The organism is Streptomyces sp. NRRL B-24572 (genome assembly GCF_002156145.1).
Taxonomy (GTDB): domain Bacteria; phylum Actinomycetota; class Actinomycetes; order Streptomycetales; family Streptomycetaceae; genus Streptomyces; species Streptomyces vietnamensis.
Genome location: NZ_MWIG01001155.1, coordinates 1 through 889 on the forward strand (window position 1 = coordinate 1; position 889 = coordinate 889).

Annotated in this window: 1 protein-coding gene; it reads right to left on the reverse strand. The window is 76.4% G+C overall.

Annotation, left to right across the window (positions count from 1 at the left end; all coding sequences use genetic code 11):
- Nucleotides 1-84: 84 nt before the first annotated feature.
- Nucleotides 85-889 (reverse strand): hypothetical protein (locus CCN56_RS41005; RefSeq protein WP_086832579.1); only part of this gene is annotated, 805 nt, incomplete at its 5' end.

Below are 889 nucleotides of genomic sequence, written 5' to 3' on the forward strand. Positions count from 1 at the left end.
TACAGGGCGCCGTACAGCAGCGGCAGCAGCAGGATCGCGACGAGCGCGGCGCGCGGCAGCTTTCCCCTGCCGAAGCGCTTCAGCTCAAGCGCGGCCAGTTTCGGCGAGCGCATCGGCCGCCCCCTCCTCGGTCGTGGCGTCGGTGGTGTCGTCGGCGGCCGTCTCCCCGACGGCGGCCGTGGTGTCTTCGGCGGTGCCGTCCTCGGCACCGGTTCCGGCGGGGTCGGTCTTCGCGGCGCCGGTCCCGGCGGCGCCGGTCTCCGCGGGGGCGGTCTCAGCGGGATCGGCCTTCGTGAGGCCGGTCTTCGTGAGACCGGTCTTCGCGGAGTCGGTCTTCGCGGTGTCGGCCGGGGTCTCGGGGGCGGTGTCCGCTGTGGTCCCGCCTTCGAGCGTCGTGATGCGCAGGGCGTCCTCGGGGGCCTCGCTGCAGACGGCGAGGACCGTCGTCCCGGACGCGGCCAGGGAGCGCAGCAGCGCCCAGGCCTCGGCGCGGTCGGCGTCCGAGAGCTTCAGGTCCGTGTCGTCCACGGCGAGCAGCCGGGGGCGCCCGATCAGGGCGAGGGCGATCGAGAGCCGGAGGGCCTCGAGGCGCTCCAGGTCCCGCACGGAGGTCCGCTCGCCCTTCGGCAGGGCGTCGAGGTCCAGGCCCGCGGCCGCCACGGCCTCGTCGATCCGGGCCCGGGCCGTCGCCGCGCGCTCGGCGGGGCGCCGCAGGAGCGCCCGTACGGAACCGTCGAAGCGGCGCTGGAGCAGGGCCCGCTCGCGCAGGTGCTCGGCGACCGTGAAGGCGGGGTCGAGCTCGCTGACGCCCGGGACCTGACCGAGCGCGCTGATCCGGCGCACGGCGGCCATCTTGCGGGGCAGCGGGAGGCCGCCGTGCGCCGGATCA